The sequence below is a fragment of the Achromobacter semiaridum genome, from assembly GCF_053543755.1.
The window spans coordinates 97,119-116,003 of record NZ_JBLVOL010000012.1; the positions used below are offsets into that span (position 1 = coordinate 97,119).

Sequence of the window (18,885 nt, forward strand, 5' to 3'; positions counted from 1 at the left end):
GCCTCATGTGGTATTTCTCATGGATACTCGGCCTGGGCCTGGCATGCGCTTTTGCCATCCTCAACGCCATGTGGTTCGAGCTGCGCGAAGGTCACTCGCACGACCCGCGCGTCAGCCGTAACGACGAGTGAGCGGCGGCGCCAGCAGCCTGGAGCACGACCCGTCGGCCAGTTTGCAAAAACCACCGCGCGAACAATCGCGGTGGTTGATGACGCTGGCCAACGCGGCCAGGCCCGGCTTGATGCTCGCAGGCGCCGCGCCGCTGGTCAGCGGCGCGTTGCTGGTGGTGCAGGCGTGGTTGTTGGCGCGTGTACTGGACGCCGCAATCGTTCAGCACGTGCCGCGCCAGCAACTGCTGACCAGCATCCTGGCCATTGCGGCGTTGATGCTGCTGCGCGCCACCATCACCTGGGCGGGCGAACGTGCCGGCGCGGATGCCGCCGAACGCATTAAGCGCCACGTGCGCCAGTCCTTGTTTTCCCGCATGGTGGCCAAGGGGCCTTACTGGACTCGTGGCAAGGCCTCGGGCGAATTGGCCAGCGCGGTCGTGGACCAGGTGGAAGCGCTGGACGGCTTCTTTGCCAAGTACCTGCCCGCCATGGCCGCCGCCGCGCTGTTGCCCGTGGCGTTTTCGGTGGTGCTGCTGCCGGTGGACGTGGTGGCCGGCCTGGTGCTGCTGATCACCGCGCCGCTGATTCCCTTGTTCATGGCGCTGGTGGGGTGGGGCGCGCAAGGCGCCAGCCGCCGGCACCTGCGTGCGTTTGCGCGCTTGTCGGGCTTTTTCGCGGATCGCTTGCGCGGTCTGTCCACGTTGAAGCTGTACGGCCGCGCCGACGCCGAGGCCGCCTCGGTTGTCGCCGCCAGCGATGCGCTGCGCCAGCGCACGATGTCGGTGTTGCGCATCGCGTTCCTGTCGTCTGCCGTGCTGGAATTCTTCGCCGCGCTGGGCGTGGCGGGCGTGGCGGTGTACATCGGTCTGACGTACCTGGGTTTCCTGGATGTGCGCTGGTCGCCGCTGACCTTGCAGGCGGGTTTGTTCTGCCTGCTGATGGCGCCGGAAGTCTACGCGCCGCTGCGCCAGTTCGCCGCGCACTATCACGACCGCGCCACGGCGCTGGCCGCCGTGACGCAGATCGCGGTGCTGTTCGACGGCTTGCCCACGGATGGCGCCGCCGAGCCGGCGCGGCCGCAATCGCAGACCCTGCCGCACGCCACTGTCCGATTCCACCCGTCCGGCGTCGCGCTGTCGGTGTCTGCGCTGACCGTTCTGGCCCCGGGCCGAACGCAACCGGTGCTAAATGATGCCTCGCTAACCCTCGCGCCCGGCGAACACGCCGCCTTGATGGGGCCCAGCGGCATCGGCAAGTCCACGCTGATCGAGGCCGTCGCCCGGCTGCGTCCCTGCCAGGGCAATATCCTCATCGACGGCCAGCCGCTGGAAGCATGGGACGAAGCCGCATTGCGCGGGCGGGTAGCGTTGATCGGCCAGACGCCGCAGCTATTGGCCGGGTCCATCGCCGACAACATCCGCCTGGGCCGCCCGGCCGCGTCCGATGAAGACGTGCACGAGGCCGCGCGCCGCGCGTGCGTGCTGGCGTTTACCGACACCTTGCCGCAGGGCTTGGATACGCGGCTGGGTAGCCGCGGCCATGGCTTGTCTGGCGGACAAGCCCAGCGCGTGGCGCTGGCGCGCTTGTTCCTGCGCGACCCGGGACTGGTCCTGCTGGACGAACCCACCGCGCATCTGGACGAAACGACGCAGGCGCGTGTGCTGGACGAGATCGTTGAATTTTCCAAAGACCGCACCTTGTTGCTGTCCACGCATTCGCCGGCCGTGGCCGCGCGCGTGGGCCAGGTGCTTCGGCTTGCGAACGGAAGATTGGAAGCTGCATGAAGAACCTGCTGTTACTGCTCCCTCTATACGCGCGCCGAAAAAGCGGGCTTTTACTCGCATTATTCTGTGCGCTGGCCACCGTCGCTGCCGGCGTCGGCTTGCTTGGCGTGTCGGGCTGGTTCCTGACGGGCGCGGCGTTGGCGGGGGCGGGCGGTGTGTTCAACTTGTTCGCGCCGTCCGCGCTGGTGCGTGGGCTGTCATTCCTGCGCATCGTGTCCCGCTACGCCGATCGCGTGGTGGGCCATTCCGCCACGCTGCGCCTGTTGGCCGACTTGCGCGCCATGGTGTTTGCCGCACTGATCCGTTTGACGCCACGGCAACTGGCCCGCTATCGCAGCGGCGACCTGGTCGCGCGCATGACGGGTGACGTCGACGCATTGGATACGGTGTTCCTGTTCGTGCTGGCGCCCTTGGCGACGGCCGTGTTGGCCGGCGCCGTCCTGACCGCCGTGTTGGGCATGTGGGTGCCGGCAGCGGCGTTGACGTTTGCGCTGGCCTTGCTGACCGCCTGCGTGCTGGTGCCGCTGTGGTTGCTGCGGGCCGCGAAAAAACCCGGCGCGGCCGCCCAGGAAAGCGCCGCCGGGTTGCGCGCGGCAACCTTGGACGCCGTGGAAGGTCACGCCGACATGGTCGCGCTGCATACGCAGGCGCAGACCGCCGAACATTTTCAGCACCTGTGTAAGGCCAGCGCGCAAGCTCGACGCAGCCAGGCGCGTGTCGCCGCACGCGGTCAGTGGTTCTTGCAGGTCGCCGCGGGTGTGTCGGTGCTGGCATTGCTGTGGTTCGGCCTGGGCACCCACGAAGCAGGCGGTATCGACGGCCCCGTACTGGTCGGGCTGCTGCTGGCGGTGATAGGCATTTTTGAGGTGGCCGGCCCCATCATGCGAGGGGCGTCGCGCATGGGCTCCGCCATGACTGCCGCCGCCCGCATCCGCGAAGTCACGCAGGCCCAACCCGACATGCAAGACCCCACCCACCCACGCGCCTTGCCCGAAAGCGGCGCGCTGGCGCTGGACGGGGTCACGTTCCGCTACCCGGCGCGGTCGGCTGACGACAGCCCGATCGTGCTGGACGGCATCCAGTTGCATGTCGAACCGGGCGAACGCGTGGCCATTCTGGGCGCCAGCGGCGCGGGCAAGTCCACGCTGCTGCACCTGATCCTGCGGCTGGAAGATCCGCAAGCCGGGCAGGTGCATTTCGGTGGCGTGGACGCCCGCGCGTGCACGCAACGTGATTGGCACCGCCGCATCGCCTTGCTGTCGCAAGATGCTCCCGTATTCCTGGGCACGCTGCGCACCAATCTGTTGATCGGCGATGCCGACGCCGACGACACGGCATTGTGGCGCGCGCTGGACGCCGCCCGCCTGGGCGACTTTGTTCGCGCGCTGCCGGAAGGGCTGGACACCTGGGCAGGTGAAACGGGGTCGCAGTTGTCGGCCGGGCAGGCGCGCCGCCGGTGTCTGGCGCGCGCCCTGTTGTCGCCGGCGGCCGTTATCGTGCTGGACGAGCCCACCGCCGGGCTGGACGCCGCTGCCGAGGCCAGCTTCTTCAATGACCTGGAACGCGCGGTAGCCGGCCGCTCGGTGGTGCTGGTGACGCACGCCGCGCTACCCCCCGGCGCCGTGCACCGCAGCCTGCAATTGTGCAATGGTCAATTACATGACTTGTCACCGCAGGCGGCAATCCTGGCTTAAGCGCGGTGGCAGGGTTATAGTTCGCCTTGCTTCAATTCTTCAGGCCCGCCTTTCATGCAGACCGACAACGCCGAGACCATCCGGCGCACCATCCGCAGCGTTCCGGACTGGCCCCAACCCGGTGTCATCTTCCGCGACATCACGCCCGTCCTGCAGGACCCGCGGGCGTTCCGGGTTTTGATCGATCTGTTCGTCTACCGCTACATGCGCCAACGCCTTGACCTGGTGGCCGGCATCGACGCGCGCGGTTTCATCGTGGGCAGCGTGCTGGCCTACGAGCTGAACCTGGGCTTTGTGCCCGTGCGCAAAAAGGGCAAGCTGCCTTTCCGCACCGTGGCCGAGGAATATTCGCTGGAATATGGCAATGCCGCCGTCGAGATGCACACGGATTCCGTGCGCACCGGCCAGCGCGTGCTGCTGGTCGACGACCTGATCGCCACGGGCGGCACCATGCTGGCGGCCATCAAGCTGTTGCAGCGCCTGGGCGCCAACGTGGTCGAGGCCGCCGCGATTATCGACCTGCCCGATCTGGGCGGCTCGACCAAAGTGGCCGAAACCGGCACGCCGCTATTCACCGTCTGTCAGTACGGCGCGGCCACGCCCTAAACCTAGGTCGCGCTTAGGAATCCGACAGCCTGGGCTGGATGAAATCCAGAAACGCCTTGGTCTTGGCGGGCAACATGCGCGAGGGCAGCAGCGCAAACAACGGCAGCGGCGTGAGGCTCCAATCGGGCAGCACCCGCACCAGCCCGGACTGCTTGATGGCGCGTTCCATCGCATCGAACACCAGCAGCGGCGTAATGCCCAGCCCCTGACTGGCCAGCCGCCCCAACATGCCCACGTTGTTGGCGGACAGCCTGCCCGACACCTGCACGCGTTCCACCTTGTCTCCCGAATGCAGCATCCAGAAGGATGATTCCTCGCGCATGGTCGGGCGCAGGCATTCGTGGTGGGTCAGGTCGCCCGGCACACGCGGTTCGCCATAGCGTGCCAGGTAATCCGGCGACGCGTAAAGCTGGTGCGCCATCAGTACGATCTTGCGCGAAATCAAGCTGGAATCGGGTTGCTGCCCAAAGCGCAGGATCAGGTCAAACGGATTGCTGATCGGGTCGATCGGACGCATGCTCAGATCGAAATCGCATTCGATGTCGGGATGCTGCTCGCGAAATTCGCTGATGACGGCCGGCAGGAAAAGCTGGGCCAGGCTGGTCGGCAGCGAGATACGCAGGCGCCCTTTGGGCTGCACCGCCATGTCCAGCAACTGGTCGTGCGCGATGCGCGCTTCTTCAACGATGTGCCGGCAGCGCTCGAAGTAAATGGCGCCGGCTTCGGTCAGGTCGATCTTGCGCGTGCTGCGGTTCAGCAGCCGCATGCCAACGCTGCGTTCCAGTTCACTGACGCGGCGCGACAGCGTGGACGTTGGAATATTCAAGGCTTCGGCGGCGTGGCTGAAGTTCTTGCGCTTGGCGACTTCGACAAAAAGCGCGATGTCGTTAAGCTGGATATCCATGGGGTCCTCGACTCTCTAAATTCCATTTCTGGCAGGTTTGTATGATAAATGGATTTATTGTCCCGCCAGCTGAAATGTCTATTTCCTTGCGCTGAAGGTCCGCTTCCTTCTTGGCGCTTCCCGATTTCGGCGCGTTGGCTTGCGGGAAGCTGAATGCCCGCAAGGCTTGCGGCGCCTTGGCGCCGCTGTCACGCTCAAGACACCCCGCCCAATTCCGCAACCGTGGCACAGCGGCAGCCGGATACATTCTGCGATTGTCCCATCCGTGCAAATATGTTCCCCAAATTAAGGGTTTTTACTAGGCGTGATTTTCCAGATACTTCGTCCCAGCAATCAAACAGTCACATCGCGGCCGCCATTCTGGCGCCGCACGCTGTGCAAGGTTTAGGATGGAGTCATCACAATGAAAGCCCTAGCAACCGCACTCATGGTTACCGCAACCCTGGTTGGCATGTCCGCCGCCCACGCCGATGGCAAGACGCGTGAACAGGTCCAACAAGAACTGCAAGCCGCCAAGGCCGCCGGTCAGGTCACGTTTGGTGAACTGGACTACCCGCCCGCCACCGTGCAGCAAACTGGTCTGACGCGCGATCAGGTTCAGCAAGAACTGCAAAGCGCCAAGGCCGCCGGCCAGGTCACCACCGCTGAACTGGACTACCCGCCTCGCGCCGCCGTGTCGCAATCCGGTGGCAAGACGCGCGAACAGGTGCGCCAGGAACTGGCCGAAGCCAAGGCGCGCGGCGAATACACCTTTGGCGAATTGGACTACCCGCCCAAGGGCAAGTAAGCCCGCCTATTGTTTTATTGCACTGCCCGCTGGTCACGAAGAACCCCTTGAGACGCCAAGGGGTTTTTTATTTGCCGGCCATTTTTGTCGGCATGTGTGAAGCCCCGCACACTGTGGCGTTTTTGCCGCACAACTGGTCGAGGCGCACAACAAGTGCTGTCGGAAAATTCTGCCACATCGAAGTCGTCCGCGCCGCGCGCGACGCAATGGCGAGCAAACATTCGCATTTATTTTCAAGGCCTTAAGCGTGGCGCGATGTCGCCAAGCCAGGCTTGCGCGGCGGGATTATCCCAACCATGGAAAGTAGTTCGTCGAAATCCGTGTTACTTCGCGTTGCAGCACGCCGGACACTAGCGTCAGTGCAGACGCCGCATGCGGATCGCAGCGGCACGCAGCAGGCCCGCCGCTTGGGCGCGGCCGCTGCGCATGCCTTTTCATCTCGCCATTTTGGGGTAACTGTTATGAAGAAGACGCTATTGGCCGTCGCGTTGCTGGCAGGCTTTGCCAGCGCCGCGCAAGCCGCCGACTCCGTGACGCTGTACGGCTTGATCGACGCCGGTATCGGCTACGAACAAGTGAAGTTCAACGGTGTGAAGCAAAGCCGTATTGGCGGCGTGCAGGGCGTGAGCAGCGGCTCGCGCTTCGGCCTGCGCGGCACGGAAGACCTGGGCGACGGCCTGCGCGCCGTGTTCACCCTGGAAGGCGGCTTTGGCCCGATGAACGGCAAGTCGGCCCAGAACGGCCGCCTGTTCGGTCGTCAAGCCACGGTTGGGCTGGACAGCGATTCCTGGGGCCGTCTGGAATTCGGTCGTCAAACGAACCTGGCGTCCAAGTACTTCGGCTCCATCGACCCGTTCTCGATCAGCTACAACACCGCCAACATGGGTACGACGTTCGGCAGCGCCAATACGATGCGCCTGGACAACATGGTGCTGTATCAAACGCCCAGCCTGGGCGGCTTCAAGGCCGGCGTGGGCTATTCGTTCAGCGCGGATGACACCGTCAGCGACACCACGCAGACCGGCTTTGCCACCGGCAACAACAACCGCGTGCTGACCGTAGGCGCGCAGTACGTGAACGGCCCGTTGAACCTGGCCGCCGCGTATGACCGCTTCGACCCGACCAACGATCGCGTTGGCGGCAAGAGCGCCGCGCGCATTCAGGAATACATCGTCGGCGGTTCGTACGACTTTGAAGTGGTGAAGCTGGCTGCCGCATTCGGCCAGACGCGCGACGGCTGGTTCGTTGGCCAGAACATGGGCACCACGCCGGAAGGCATGAACAACCTGGGTTCGTTCAAGCTGGCCGACGGCTTTCGCGCCAATTCGTACATGATCGGCGCCACCGTTCCGTTGGGCCGTCACGCCGTCTTCGGTTCGTGGCAGCGCGCCACCCCCGGCAACGACAAACTGACGGGCGATGACGCCACGTTCAACGTGTACAGCCTGGGCTATACCTACGACTTCACCAAGCGCACCAACCTGTACGCGTACGCGTCCTACGGCGACAACTACGCGTTCCAGCACGACGCACGCGACACCGCCGTCGCCGTGGGCTTGCGCCACCGCTTCTAATCGGCGGGACGTCTGGCTGAACCCTGCTGAATGCGCGGCTTATCTCCGTAGGCCGCCGAGTGACAGCGAGCCCCCCTTGGGTTCGGCCGGGCGTCTTTGACGGACAGAAGGGAAGGGCCTCCAGATGGAGGCCCTCTCGCATTGGGGCGGCGCGTGGTGTGGTGGCGCGTCGTCTACAGGAACAGCTTGTAGGCCGGGTTCTCGGTTTCGTTCCAGTGCGGGTAGCCCAGTTCGGCCACAAACGCGCGAAACTGTTTCTTGTCGGCGGGCGGCACCTGGATGCCGATCAGGATGCGGCCATAGTCGGCGCCCTGGTTGCGATAGTGGAACAGGCTGATGTTCCAGTCCGGATTCATCGCGTTCAAAAAACGCATCAGCGCGCCCGGGCGTTCCGGGAATTCAAAGCGGTACAGCAGTTCGTTGCGCGCCAGCGCCGACCGGCCGCCCACCATGTGGCGCAAGTGCGTTTTGGCCATTTCGTCGTGCGTCAGGTCCAGCGTGTCAAAGCCGTGGCGGCGGAAATTGGCGGCAATCTTGTCAGGCTCGGCGGCCGAGGACACCTGGATGCCCACGAACACATGCGCGCGGTCCGCGTCGGATATCCGATAGTTGAATTCGGTCACGCTGCGTTCGCCCACCAGTTCGCAGAAGCGGCGGAAGCTGCCGCGTTGTTCTGGCATGGTCACGGCAAAGACGGCTTCGCGCATTTCACCGACTTCGGCGCGCTCGGCCACGAAGCGCAGGCGGTCGAAGTTCATGTTGGCGCCGCAGGCGATCGCCACCAGCGTCTTGCCCTTCAGGTTGTGTTCGGCGGCGTATTGCTTGGCGCCGGCCACGGCCATGGCGCCCGCCGGTTCCAGCACGCTGCGCGTGTCCTGGAACACGTCCTTGATCGCGGCGCAGATCGAATCTGTGTTGACCACGACAAAGTCGTCCACGTACTGGCGCGTAAGCTTGAAGGTTTCGGCGCCCACCATCTTGACGGCGGTGCCGTCCGAGAACAGCCCGACGTCATTGAGCTGCACGCGGCGGCCGGCGCGCACGCTGCGCAGCATGGCGTCGGAGTCTTCCGTCTGCACGCCGATAATCTTGATCTCGGGGCGCAACTGCTTGATATAGGCAGCCACGCCGGAAATCAGGCCGCCGCCGCCGATCGCCACGAAGATGGCGTGGATGGGGCCCGGGTGCTGGCGCAAGATCTCCATGCCCACCGTGCCCTGACCCGCGATCACGTCGGGGTCGTCAAAGGGGTGGACGAAGGTCAGCTTTTCTTTCTTCTCAAGGGTTTGCGCGTGCGCGAAGGCGTCGGTGAAGCTCTCGCCGGCCAGCACCACTTCGCCACCCAGGCGGCGCACCGCGTCCACCTTTACCTGGGGGCTGGTCGTGGGCATGACGATGACGGCGCGGCAGCCCAGCCGGCTGGCGGCCAGCGCCACGCCCTGGGCATGGTTGCCGGCCGAGGCGGCAATCACGCCCCGGTTCAATGCAGCCGGCGGCAGGTTCGCCATCTTGTTATAGGCGCCGCGCAGCTTGAAGCTGAACACTGCCTGGGTGTCTTCACGCTTGAGCAGCACCGTGTTCGACATGCGCGCGGACAGCTGGGGCGCGGCCTCCAGCGGCGATTCCACCGCCACGTCGTAAACCTTCGAAGTCAGGATGCGTTTCAGATAATCAGTGGACATGGGGCCGCGCAAAGAAGCAAAAGTGAGGATTGGGCGAGATTATTGCAGGGAAAGCCGCGTCGCCCGTCAGGTTTCTGGTTGCGATGCCGCGACGTGGACACGCGGGCCGGTTCGATTCCTGATCGTCATTTCACTGCGCGCGGCTACACTCGCTCCTCATGGAAGAAAGCCTCTTATCCGCTGTTCACTGGTTGCTGGGAATGTTGGCGCTGCCCTCGGTGGGCCTGTCCGCCATCTTCACGGTGTCGCTGATATCCGCCACCTTGCTGCCGCTGGGCTCCGAGCCGGCGGTGTTCGGCTTCATCAAGCTGGCGCCCGATATGTTCTGGCCCGCCATCCTGGTGGCCACCGCCGGCAACACCGTGGGCGGGGCAATCAGCTACTGGATGGGCGTAGGCGCTGAAAAAGCCGTGCAACGGTGGAAGGAAAAGCACCCGCATCCGCATCCGGACGCCACCGAAGGCGGGCGCATGCGCGGCCGCTGGAACGAACGCGCGCATGACTGGCTGCACCGCATGGGCCCGCCCGCGCTGCTCTTGTCCTGGCTGCCCGCCGTGGGCGATCCGCTTTGCGCCGTGGCCGGCTGGCTGCGTTTGTCGTTCTGGCCGTGCGTGGTCTATATGGCTATCGGCAAATTCCTGCGCTACCTGGCCATGACGGCCAGCCTGCTGTGGTTCTTCCCGGGCCAGATCTAAGCACCAACTTTCGTTTAATCGGGGACGGTACATGCCGTTTTCCCCGCGCCATGGGCCGGCTTCCTAGGGGTATTAGGGGTCAAGTCCGGCCAATGGCATAAAATAATTTTTTATGGGCCCCTCTTGCCGCCATGAACGCCCCACTCGCTAGCCACATCTTGAACGGGGCGATGCCGCCCGCCGCTCCCGCGCGATTGCGCGAAATCCCCTACAACTACACGTCGTTTTCCGACCGCGAGATTGTGGGCCGGCTGTTGGGCGATGACGCCTGGAGCCTGCTGTCCGACCTGCGCGGCGAACGCCGTACCGGCCGCTCCGCGCGGATGCTGTACGAAGTGCTGGGCGATATCTGGGTGGTGCGGCGCAACCCGTACCTGCAAGACGACCTGCTGGACAACCCCAAGCGCCGCAAGCAGCTGATCGACGCCCTGCATCATCGCCTGAGCGAAATCGATCGCCGCCGCGAGCCGGGTTCGCCCACCGAAGAAGGCCACGACCCGCATCGCGACGAGAAGGTTGTTGGCCTGCTGGCCCGCGCCCGTTCCGCGATTGCCGCCTTCGAAGGGGAATTCGACCAGACCACCATGATGCGCAAGCAGGCGCAGAAGGTGCTGGGCCGCATCACCGCGCGCGACAACATCAAGTTCGACGGCCTGTCACGCGTATCCCACGTGACGGACGCCACCGACTGGCGCGTGGAATACCCGTTCGTGGTGCTGACCCCCGATTCCGAAGACGAAATCGCCGCGCTGGTCACCGCCTGTATTGAACTGGGCCTGACCATCGTGCCGCGCGGCGGCGGCACCGGCTACACCGGCGGCGCCATCCCGCTGACCTGGAAGTCGGCCGTCATCAACACCGAAAAATTCGACAAGCTGGGCAAGGTCGAGTCCTGTATCTTGCCCGGCCTGACCGAGCCCGTGGCCGTCATCCATGCCGGCGCCGGCGTCGTCACCAAGCGCGTCTCCGAAGCGGCCGAGGCCGCCGGTTTCGTATTTGCCGTGGACCCGACTTCGGCCGAAGCGTCGTGCGTGGGCGGCAATATCGCCATGAACGCCGGCGGCAAGAAGGCCGTGCTGTGGGGCACCGCGCTGGACAACCTGGCCTGGTGGCGCATGGTGGACCCGGATGGCAACTGGCTGGAAGTCACCCGCCTGGAACACAACATGGGCAAGATCCATGACGTGGAAACGGCGCGCTTCGAACTCAAGTGGTTCGACGGCAAGGGCAAGCCCGGCGAGCGCCTGCTGAAAACCGAGTTGCTTGAAATCAAGGGTCGGGTGTTCCGCAAGGAAGGCCTGGGCAAGGACGTTACCGACAAGTTCCTGGCGGGCCTGCCCGGCATTCAGAAGGAAGGTTGCGACGGCCTGATCACGTCGGCGCGCTGGGTGCTGCACCGCATGCCGCGCCACACGCGCACGGTCTGTATGGAATTCTTCGGGCAGGCGCGCGACGCCATCCCGTCGATTGTCGAGGTCAAGGGCTATCTGGACGGCGAAGGCAAGGCGCGTGGCGCCATCCTGGCCGGCCTGGAACACCTGGACGAACGCTATCTGCGCGCGGTCGGCTACGCCACCAAGAGCAAGCGCGGCGTGCTGCCCAAGATGGTCCTGATCGGCGACATCGTCGGCGACGACGATGATGCCGTAGCGGCAGCCGCCAGCGAAGTCGTGCGCCTGGCCAACACGCGCCATGGCGAAGGCTTCGTGGCCGTCAGCCCCGAGGCGCGCAAGAAGTTCTGGCTGGACCGCTCGCGCACCGCCGCCATCGCGCGCCATACCAACGCCTTCAAGATCAACGAAGACGTGGTGATCCCGCTGCCCCGCATGGGCGAATACACGGATCACATCGAACGCATCAACATCGAACTGTCGACCAGCAACAAGCTCAAGCTGCTGGGCGCGCTGGATGCCTACCTGTGCACGCCGCTGCCGGTGGGCAAGGCCGACGACGCCGATATCGAAAGCACCCGCGCCGAAGTGCTGGCCGACCGCACGCGCCAGGCGCTTGAGCTGCTGGGCAGCGTGCGCCAGCGCTGGCAATGGCTGCTGGACAACCTGGACCTGCCGCTGGCGCAGGCGCTGCCCGAACTGCAAGCGCTGGGCCTGGGCGACGTCCAGGCCACGCTGACCGACCGCCTGGTCGCGCAGCCCACCGCGCGCGTCTTCGACGTGGTGCAGGACCGCACCATCCGCGTGTCCTGGAAGACCGAAGTGCTGGCGGGTTTGCAGCGCACGTTCTCGGGCGCGTCGTACAAGAAGATCGTCGACGAACTCGTCGCCATCCACGGCCGCGTATTGAAAAGCCGCGTGTTTGTCGCGCTGCACATGCACGCCGGGGACGGCAATGTGCACACCAACATCCCGGTCAACTCGGACGACTACGAAATGCTGCGCGAGGCCCATCAGGCCGTCGACCGCATCATGCAGATCGCCCGCGACCTGGACGGTGTGATCTCGGGCGAACACGGCATCGGCCTGACCAAGTACGAATTCCTGACGGAAGCCGAACTGGCGCCGTTCCAGGACTACAAGCGTCGCGTGGACCCCAACGGCCACTTCAACGCCGGCAAGCTGATGCCGGGCGCCGACCTGCGCCACGCCTGGACGCCCAGCTTCAACCTGATGGGCCACGAGTCGCTGATCATGCAGCAAAGCGACATCGGCGCCATTTCGGAATCCATCAAGGACTGCCTGCGTTGCGGCAAGTGCAAGCCGGTGTGCGCCACCCACGTGCCGCGCGCCAACCTGCTGTATTCGCCCCGCAACAAGATCCTGGCCACCTCCTTGCTGGTGGAAGCGTTCCTGTACGAAGAGCAGACCCGCCGCGGCGTCAGCCTGAAGCACTGGGAAGAATTCGAAGACGTTGCCGACCACTGCACGGTCTGCCACAAGTGCTACAACCCCTGTCCGGTCGATATCGACTTTGGCGACGTGTCGATGAACATGCGCGCCGTGCTGCGCCGCATGGGCCGCAAGTCGTTCAACCCGGGCACGGCCAGCGCCATGTTCTTCCTGAACGCCAAGGACCCGGCCACCATCAACGCGACGCGCAAGGCGATGGTGGGCGTGGGCTACAAGGTGCAGCGCGCGGCGCATGACCTGTTCTCCGGCCTGGTGAAAAAGCAGACGGCCAAGCCGCCGGCCACCGTCGGCAAGCCGCCGCTGCGCGAGCAGATCATTCACTTCGTGAACAAGAAGATGCCCGGCGGACTGCCCAAGCAGGCGGCGCGCAAGCTGCTGGACATCGAAGACGCGAACTACGTGCCGATCATTCGTGACCCCAAGGCCACGACCGCCGACACCGAAGCCGTGTTCTATTTCCCCGGTTGCGGTTCCGAACGCCTGTTCTCGCAGGTGGGCCTGGCCACGCAAGCCATGCTGTGGCACGCCGGTGTGCAGACGGTCTTGCCGCCGGGTTACCTGTGCTGCGGCTACCCCCAGCGCGGCAACGGCATGACCGACAAGGCCGAGCAGATCATCACCGACAACCGGGTGCTGTTCCACCGCGTTGCCAACACGCTGAACTACCTGGACATCAAGACCGTGGTGGTCAGCTGCGGCACCTGCTACGACCAGCTGTCGGGCTATGAATTCGACAAGATCTTCCCGGGTTGCCGCCTGATCGACATCCACGAATACCTGCTGGAAAAGGGCATCAAGCTGGAAGGCGCCAAGGGCGTGCGCTACATGTATCACGACCCTTGCCACACTCCGATGAAGCTGCAAGAGCCGATGAAGACGGTTCGCGCCCTGGTCGGCGACGAAGCCATCAAGAGCGACCGCTGCTGCGGGGAATCGGGCACCTTGGCGGTCAGCCGGCCCGACATCTCGACGCAGGTGCGCTTTCGCAAGCAGGAAGAGCTGCTCAAGGGCGATGCCGCGCTGCGCGGCGACGGCTTTGCGGGCGACGTGAAGGTGCTGACGTCCTGCCCGTCGTGCTTGCAGGGCTTGTCGCGCTATGAAGGCGACGTCAAGATGGAAGCCGACTATATCGTCGTCGAAATGGCCCGCCACATCCTGGGCGAAGGCTGGATGGAAGACTACGTGAAACGCGCCAACGCCGGCGGTATCGAGCGCGTGCTGGTGTAAAGCGGCCCCCGCCTGACCCCATGAAAAAACCCGCGTTCAGCGATGAACGCGGGTTTTTTATCGCCTGGCCGAATGACGGATCACTCCAGCTTGATGTTGGCCTTCTTGATCACGTCGGCCCAGGCGCTGCGCTCTTGTTCGGCATAGGCCTTGAAGTCCTGCGCGGACATCGGCATCGGGATCACGCCCATGTCCAGCATCTTTTGCGACACGGCGGGGCTTTTCAGCGTGGCGTCCAAATCCCCCGACAGCTTCTTCACCACCGCTTCCGGCACGCCGGCCGGGCCCACCAGGCCTTGCCAGGCGTAGGCCGTGAAGTTGGCCACGCCTTGTTCGGCCATGGTCGGCGTGTCGGGCAAGACCGACACGCGTTCCGGCGTGGCGGCGGCCAGCACGCGCAGCTTGCCCGCCTTGACGTTGGGCAGGCCCGAGGCCAGGTCAATGAACATCACGTCCACCTGTCCGCCCAGCAGATCCTGGATGGCGGGCGCCGCGCCCTTGTAGGGCACGTGCAACAGGTTGGCGCCGGTGCGCTGCTTGAACAGCTCAAGCGCCAGATGGTGCGGCGAACCCGCGCCGGCCGACGCCGCGGTCAGCTTGCCGGGCTCTTTCTTGGCGGCATCCAGCACGTCTTGCACCGTCTTGTACGGCGAATTCACGTTCACGGCCAACAGCAGCGGAAACTTGGCAATGCCACCGATGTAGGTGAACTTGGCCGGATCGTAGGACAGCTTGGCGTACAGCGACGAGTTGAACGCCAGAGTGCCCGAGTCCGCCGTGCCCACCATGTAGCCGGTGGATTCTGCCTGCGCGATGGCGGTGGCGCCGATGATGGTGGCCGCGCCGGGGCGGTTTTCCACCACGATGGTCTGGCCCAACGATTTTTCCAGAGCGCTGGCGACGGTGCGCGCCACCACATCGGTGCCGCCGCCGGCCGGGTACGGCACGATCCAGCGGACGGGTTGCGTGGGCCACGATTGGGCGAATGCCGTGGCGGCGGCCAACGACAGGGCGGCCAGCGCCAATAGGCGCCGTGCGGAATGTTGCATGGGGTGTCTCCTCGTGCGGGATCAAAGTTTGAGCGCGACGCGGGCGGTCGTGTTCTGCGCCGTCGGTTCGCGTCGCTATTTTTTGCGCCGCTATTATGCTCGCGTTCGACGTGAAAAGGGGGCCGCCCGGCCCCCTGTTTTCCCGCATCGCGCTACCCGGTTATTGCGGGTCGGGGTAGGTGCGGGCGCCGAAAATCGCCGTGCCGATGCGCACTTCGGTCGAGCCTTCCTCGATGGCCAGTTCGAAGTCGCCGCTCATGCCCATCGACAGCCGGTCCACTGACACGCCCTCGATGTTTTCGGACAGCAGGCTGTCGCGCAGCATGCGCAGGGCGCGAAAGCAGGCCCGGACCTGTTCTGGATCGGGCGAATTGACGGCCAGCGTCATCAACCCCTTGACGTGCAACGTGGGAAATTCGGCCGCGATGCGCCGCAGGAAGGCCGACACGTCTTCAGGCGCCATGCCGAACTTGCTGGGCTCGGAAGACGTTTTCACCTGCACCAGCACGTCCAGCGTGCGGCCTTCATTCAGCAGGCGGCGATGCAGGGCTTCGGCCAGGTCGACGCGGTCCAGCGACTGCACTTCGGTGGCGTCGCGCGCGGCGTCCTTGGCCTTGTTGGTCTGCAAATGGCCGATCAGCACCCATTGCAGGCCCTGGCCGGCCAGGGCAGCCGCCTTCTGCCGGATTTCCTGGGTTTTGTTTTCACCAAAGCGCGTCATGCCCAGCGCCATGGCTTCGCGGATCGCGTCCACCTCGAAGGTCTTGCTGACGGGCAGCAGCACCACGCTGTCCGGGCTGCGCCCGGCGCGCGCGCAGGCGTCGGCAATGCGTTGGTGGATGTGGGCAATGCGCCCGGCCATGGTGTCTTCGACGGTCATGCAGCTCTCTTGCAGGAACAGGATGTCCCATAGTGTAGGACTGCGCGCGATCGTTTCGCCACACGATGCGCGCCAGTCGTTGACCCTGCGTAATACGCAGGCTTAGAATTTGCGGAGATTTGTTTATATTTCAATGTTCTATGCCCTCCGGCGCCGCCCCAGCGGGCGACACGGTTTCCCACCTTCCCCAGTCTCCCGCCATGTCCAGCGCTGCGCCAGAATACGCCTTTGCCACGCCTTTCCTGAATCCCCCCGCTTCCCCCATCCGATCGCTGATGCCGTACGCGTTGCGTCCCGGCACCATTTCGCTGGCCGGCGGCTATCCCGCGCAGGAACTGTTTGACGTCGAGGGCTTGTCGGTGGCGTCCACCCAGGTCATGTCGCGGCTGGGTGCCTGCCTGCAATATTCCAATATCGACGGCCAGGCCAGCCTGCGTAACGAACTGGCCCGCCTGTCCGCCGCGCGTGGCCTGCATTGCAATGCGGACACCGAACTGGTGGTAACGGGCGGGTCGCAGCAGGCGCTGGCGCTGTTGACGCGGGTGATGCTGCAACCGGGCGACCACGCCATCATCGAATCGCCCGCGTTCCCCAATTCCGTGCAGGCGTTGCGCTACACCGGGGCCACGGTGCACACGGTGGCCTCCGGCCCGGACGGTATCGACGTGGACGCGCTGGACGAGCTGGCCGCGCGGATCAAGCCGAAGATGGTTTGCGTCGTGGCCTCGTTCTCGAACCCTTGCGGGGCGACCATTTCGCGCCAGCGCCGCCTGCGCTTGCTGGAACTGGCCGTCAAGCACCGCTTCCTGATCGTTGAAGACGACCCGTACAGCGAACTGCGCTTTGCCGGCGAAGCCGTGCCGCCCATCGCGGCCCTGGCGGAAGGCGAAGCCCGCCACTGGGCCGTATACCTGGCCAGCATGTCCAAGACCATGGCGCCCGCGCTGCGCATCGGCTGGCTGATCGCCCCGCCTGAAATCCGTCGCCGCTGCGTCAGCGCCAAGGCGGCCGACGATATGGCCTCGTCGGCGTGGATCCAGGAAGTGGTGGCGCAATACCTGGCCAACGGCCGCTATGACGAACACGTGCCGCGCATTCGCGCCGCCTATGGCCTGCGCTGCGATGCGATGGCCCAGGCGTTGGCGCGCGAACTGGACGGCCGCGTCAGCTTCAGCAAGCCCGAAGGCGGCATGTTCTTCTGGGCACGGCTGACGGGCGATGTGGACGCGACGCGCCTGTTGCCGTACGCGATTGAACACGAAGTGGTTTATGTACCCGGCAAGGCGTTCTACGCCAACGTCGAACAGGCCGACCTGTTCGCCATGCGCATGTCGTTTGCCACCATGAATGAAGCGGAAATTGCGCAGGGCATGGTGCGTTTGGGTCGCGCGCTGGACGCTTGCGTAGCCAACGAGCCGGTGTCGATTTCGTTGGCGGCGTAGGGGCCCAGGCACCCGGTCGCCGCCGCGCATACCTTAATGAGCGCTTGTTATTTGGCGCGGGCGCTTCATGTCTATAAGCTTCTTGCCTCGGCGCGTCCGCGCGCCCGGTACAACAGGAATCCAGGTCATGAACATTGCAAAAGGGTTGGTGGGCGCGGCGCTATTGGTAGCGGCGGCGCAGGGCGCGCAGGCGGCAACGGTAGACGTCGTGCGCCAGCGTGGCGCCGTGGCTTGCGGCACGACCACGGGCTTTGCCGGCTTTTCCGCGCCCGACGCGCAAGGCAAGTGGCAAGGGCTGGACGTAGACCTTTGCCGCGCCATCGCCGCGGCGGTCTTTGGCGATGCCAACAAGATCAAGGTGGTGCCGCTGAACTCGCAGCAGCGCTTCACCGCGTTGCAATCGGGCGAAGTGGATGTGCTGACGCGCAACACCACCGTCACACAGCAGCGCGACACGGCGCTGGGCATCATCCATGCCGGCATCAATTTCTACGACGGCCAGGGCTTTCTGGTGCCCAAGTCGCTGGGCGTGAAAAGCGCCAAGGACATCAACGGCGCAACCATCTGCCTGCAAACGGGCACGTCCAACGAAAACACGCTGGCCGACTGGGCGCGCGCCAACAACGTCACGTACAAGCCGGTGGTGATCGAGACCTTCAACGAAGTGGTCAACGCCTTCGCCGCGGGCCGTTGCGACGTGTTCTCGACGGACGCGTCGGGCCTGGCGTCGATCCGTATCTCCAAACTGCAAAATCCCGACGACTACGTCGTGCTGCCCGAGATCATTTCCAAAGAACCGCTGGGCCCGTTCGTGCGCCAGGGTGACGATACGTGGCTGAACATTGTGCGTTGGTCGCTGTCGGCAATGATAGAAGCCGAAGAATACGGCGTCACGTCCAAGAACGTGGACGAGCAGCTGAAAAGCGCCAACCCCAACATCAAGCGCATTCTGGGCGTAACGCCCGGCAGCGGCGCGAACCTGGGCCTGGACGAAAAATGGGCCTACAACATCGTCAAGCAGGTGGGCAATTACGGCGAGAGCTTTGAACGGAACGTGGGCGAAGGCAGCCCGCTGAAGATCAAGCGCGGCCTGAATGCGCAATGGACGCAAGGCGGCTTGATGTACGCGTTGCCGATCCGCTGACCGGCGGGGTTACAGGGTTGCGGTAACGCCGCACCCTGGCTCCAAGCCCGTCATCCGCGCCGATACAGCTGCGCGATCTTCACAAAGGCCGCGCGCAGTTCGCGCGTGCCGCCCTGGATGATGACGGGTTTGCCTCGGTGCGTGAATATCACCAGACGCTTGGAAAACAGCATGGGCACGAAGCGCGCATAGCGTACGTCTTCCCACGCCACTTCGCGACGCGTGAACCAGGTTTGGCGCAGCCCGCGATCGTCGATCGTGGTGATCGACGTTTGCATGTGCCAGGACACGAACAGCAGCCCCACAAAGCACAGCACCACCACCACGGCCAGCACGGTGTCGAACGGCTGCGCGGGGGCGCGAATTGCGGTGGTGACCACCTGCACGCCCAGCACCGCCAGGATCACCCAGGCCAGAATGCGAACCCAGTCGGGGCGGGGCTG

At 64.8% G+C, this 18,885-nt stretch carries 15 protein-coding genes; 10 read left to right on the forward strand and 5 right to left on the reverse strand.

The annotated features are described in order from the left end of the window. Positions 1–5: 5 nt before the first annotated feature. The 4 genes from cydX to ACNPP0_RS03585 are packed head-to-tail and all read left to right on the forward strand — an operon-like array spanning position 6 to position 4,194. Entirely contained in the window at positions 6–131 is a 126-nt protein-coding gene (gene cydX, locus ACNPP0_RS03570; protein ID WP_046803087.1) for a cytochrome bd-I oxidase subunit CydX, read from the forward strand. Continuing rightward, the gene (gene cydD / locus ACNPP0_RS03575) at positions 128–1,894 is read left to right on the forward strand and encodes a thiol reductant ABC exporter subunit CydD (RefSeq protein WP_448705029.1); all 1,767 of its coding nucleotides are present in this window, start codon (positions 128–130) and stop codon (positions 1,892–1,894) included. Before cydX ends, cydD begins: the two co-directional genes overlap by 4 nt. Beyond that, complete coding sequence (gene cydC, locus ACNPP0_RS03580) at positions 1,891–3,588, forward strand: thiol reductant ABC exporter subunit CydC (protein WP_448705030.1); 1,698 nt, start codon at positions 1,891–1,893, stop codon at positions 3,586–3,588. Before cydD ends, cydC begins: the two co-directional genes overlap by 4 nt. 54 nt (positions 3,589–3,642) lie before the next feature. Next, a complete protein-coding gene (locus ACNPP0_RS03585) occupies positions 3,643–4,194 on the forward strand; it encodes an adenine phosphoribosyltransferase (protein WP_046803090.1) in 552 nt (183 codons plus the stop codon). A gap of 13 nt (positions 4,195–4,207) precedes the next feature. On the opposite strand, the gene ACNPP0_RS03590 is transcribed toward ACNPP0_RS03585, so the two are convergent. Then, a complete protein-coding gene (locus ACNPP0_RS03590) occupies positions 4,208–5,098 on the reverse strand; it encodes a LysR family transcriptional regulator (RefSeq protein WP_046803091.1) in 891 nt (296 codons plus the stop codon). Positions 5,099–5,501: 403 nt separating this feature from the next. Here ACNPP0_RS03590 and ACNPP0_RS03595 point away from each other — a divergent pair, with 403 nt between their 5' ends. Further along, positions 5,502–5,885 carry a DUF4148 domain-containing protein gene (locus ACNPP0_RS03595; RefSeq protein ID WP_332609705.1) on the forward strand — a complete coding sequence of 128 codons (384 nt, stop codon included), beginning with the start codon at positions 5,502–5,504 and terminating at the stop codon, positions 5,883–5,885. Positions 5,886–6,346: 461 nt separating this feature from the next. Further along, positions 6,347–7,459: a porin gene (locus ACNPP0_RS03600; RefSeq protein WP_448705031.1), complete on the forward strand. Its 1,113-nt coding sequence runs from the start codon at positions 6,347–6,349 to the stop codon at positions 7,457–7,459. 173 nt (positions 7,460–7,632) lie between these two features. Here the strand turns inward: ACNPP0_RS03600 and ilvA are convergent, their stop codons facing one another. Next, a complete protein-coding gene (ilvA, locus tag ACNPP0_RS03605; RefSeq protein ID WP_332609709.1) occupies positions 7,633–9,141 on the reverse strand; it encodes a threonine ammonia-lyase, biosynthetic in 1,509 nt (502 codons plus the stop codon). Between the two features lie 158 nt (positions 9,142–9,299). On the opposite strand from ilvA, the gene ACNPP0_RS03610 reads away from it, so the two are divergent. Both ACNPP0_RS03610 and ACNPP0_RS03615 read left to right on the forward strand, forming a co-directional pair. Then, a complete protein-coding gene (locus ACNPP0_RS03610) occupies positions 9,300–9,836 on the forward strand; it encodes a YqaA family protein (protein WP_332609711.1) in 537 nt (178 codons plus the stop codon). A 131-nt stretch (positions 9,837–9,967) separates the two neighbouring features. Then, entirely contained in the window at positions 9,968–13,927 is a 3,960-nt protein-coding gene (locus ACNPP0_RS03615; protein ID WP_448705032.1) for a DUF3683 domain-containing protein, read from the forward strand. Positions 13,928–14,007: 80 nt separating this feature from the next. Here the strand turns inward: ACNPP0_RS03615 and ACNPP0_RS03620 are convergent, their stop codons facing one another. Both ACNPP0_RS03620 and ACNPP0_RS03625 read right to left on the reverse strand, forming a co-directional pair. Further along, positions 14,008–14,976 (reverse strand): Bug family tripartite tricarboxylate transporter substrate binding protein, encoded by a 969-nt coding sequence (locus ACNPP0_RS03620; protein ID WP_448705033.1) that lies wholly within the window; start codon positions 14,974–14,976, stop codon positions 14,008–14,010. Positions 14,977–15,136: 160 nt separating this feature from the next. Further along, positions 15,137–15,856 (reverse strand): YggS family pyridoxal phosphate-dependent enzyme, encoded by a 720-nt coding sequence (locus ACNPP0_RS03625; RefSeq protein WP_448705034.1) that lies wholly within the window; start codon positions 15,854–15,856, stop codon positions 15,137–15,139. A 200-nt stretch (positions 15,857–16,056) separates the two neighbouring features. Here ACNPP0_RS03625 and ACNPP0_RS03630 point away from each other — a divergent pair, with 200 nt between their 5' ends. Together ACNPP0_RS03630 and ACNPP0_RS03635 are read left to right on the forward strand one after the other, a co-directional pair. Continuing rightward, on the forward strand, positions 16,057–17,298 hold the full coding sequence (locus ACNPP0_RS03630; protein WP_448705035.1) for an aminotransferase-like domain-containing protein: 1,242 nt from the start codon (positions 16,057–16,059) through the stop codon (positions 17,296–17,298). 127 nt (positions 17,299–17,425) lie between these two features. Further along, positions 17,426–18,442: an amino acid ABC transporter substrate-binding protein gene (locus ACNPP0_RS03635; protein WP_104142648.1), complete on the forward strand. Its 1,017-nt coding sequence runs from the start codon at positions 17,426–17,428 to the stop codon at positions 18,440–18,442. A 50-nt stretch (positions 18,443–18,492) separates the two neighbouring features. Here the strand turns inward: ACNPP0_RS03635 and ACNPP0_RS03640 are convergent. Next, on the reverse strand, positions 18,493–18,885 hold a 393-nt coding region (locus ACNPP0_RS03640), incomplete at its 5' end, for a hypothetical protein (RefSeq protein ID WP_448705036.1).

Excerpts from the sequence above, each read along its gene's own strand:
- cydC (WP_448705030.1), top strand. The coding sequence starts at position 1,891 with ATGAAGAACCTGCTGTTACTGCTCCCTCTATACGCGCGCCGAAAAAGC.
- ACNPP0_RS03590 (WP_046803091.1), bottom strand. The coding sequence starts at position 5,098 with ATGGATATCCAGCTTAACGACATCGCGCTTTTTGTCGAAGTCGCCAAG.
- ACNPP0_RS03615 (WP_448705032.1), top strand. The coding sequence starts at position 9,968 with ATGAACGCCCCACTCGCTAGCCACATCTTGAACGGGGCGATGCCGCCC.
- ACNPP0_RS03620 (WP_448705033.1), bottom strand. The coding sequence starts at position 14,976 with ATGCAACATTCCGCACGGCGCCTATTGGCGCTGGCCGCCCTGTCGTTG.
- ACNPP0_RS03625 (WP_448705034.1), bottom strand. The coding sequence starts at position 15,856 with ATGACCGTCGAAGACACCATGGCCGGGCGCATTGCCCACATCCACCAA.
- ACNPP0_RS03635 (WP_104142648.1), top strand. The coding sequence starts at position 17,426 with ATGAACATTGCAAAAGGGTTGGTGGGCGCGGCGCTATTGGTAGCGGCG.
- ACNPP0_RS03630 (WP_448705035.1), top strand. The coding sequence starts at position 16,057 with ATGTCCAGCGCTGCGCCAGAATACGCCTTTGCCACGCCTTTCCTGAAT.
- ACNPP0_RS03585 (WP_046803090.1), top strand. The coding sequence starts at position 3,643 with ATGCAGACCGACAACGCCGAGACCATCCGGCGCACCATCCGCAGCGTT.
- ilvA (WP_332609709.1), bottom strand. The coding sequence starts at position 9,141 with ATGTCCACTGATTATCTGAAACGCATCCTGACTTCGAAGGTTTACGAC.
- ACNPP0_RS03595 (WP_332609705.1), top strand. The coding sequence starts at position 5,502 with ATGAAAGCCCTAGCAACCGCACTCATGGTTACCGCAACCCTGGTTGGC.
- ACNPP0_RS03600 (WP_448705031.1), top strand. The coding sequence starts at position 6,347 with ATGAAGAAGACGCTATTGGCCGTCGCGTTGCTGGCAGGCTTTGCCAGC.
- ACNPP0_RS03610 (WP_332609711.1), top strand. The coding sequence starts at position 9,300 with ATGGAAGAAAGCCTCTTATCCGCTGTTCACTGGTTGCTGGGAATGTTG.
- cydX (WP_046803087.1), top strand. The coding sequence starts at position 6 with ATGTGGTATTTCTCATGGATACTCGGCCTGGGCCTGGCATGCGCTTTT.